The organism is Amycolatopsis sp. MEPSY49, from assembly GCF_051337345.1.
Taxonomy (GTDB): Bacteria; Actinomycetota; Actinomycetes; order Mycobacteriales; family Pseudonocardiaceae; genus Amycolatopsis.
Map to the genome: position 1 here is coordinate 1 of NZ_JBDLYJ010000045.1, position 305 is coordinate 305.

Consider the following 305-nt stretch of genomic DNA (forward strand, 5'->3'; position numbering starts at 1 on the left):
AGGCGGGTGGCGCGGGCGGCGAGCAGAGAGACCGCTTCCAGCACCCACCGCCGCACGGTGGATGCGGATACGCCCATGCCGCCACCGAGGTGGGCCAGGCGCGGGTCGTCGCGCAGCACGGCGAGGACGACGAGTGCCTGCTCGGCGGGGGTGGCTTTGCGCCAGCGGGACCGTAGCTGACGGCGGTGGGCGCGGATCAGTTCGGCCAGCATCTGCAGGGTCGGCCGCGAGAGCGGGAGGACGACCTGGTAGGAAATGGGTTCGAAGCCCTCGGCGGGTTGTTGACTCACATCTCGATCTTGCCG

1 protein-coding gene is annotated in these 305 nt (G+C 70.8%); it reads right to left on the reverse strand.

What is annotated here, in order from left to right; genetic code table 11:
- A partial coding sequence (locus tag ABFJ78_RS50215; protein ID WP_436394709.1) for a transposase family protein occupies window positions 1-290 on the reverse strand: 290 nt, incomplete at its 3' end.
- Window positions 291-305: the final 15 nt, after the last annotated feature.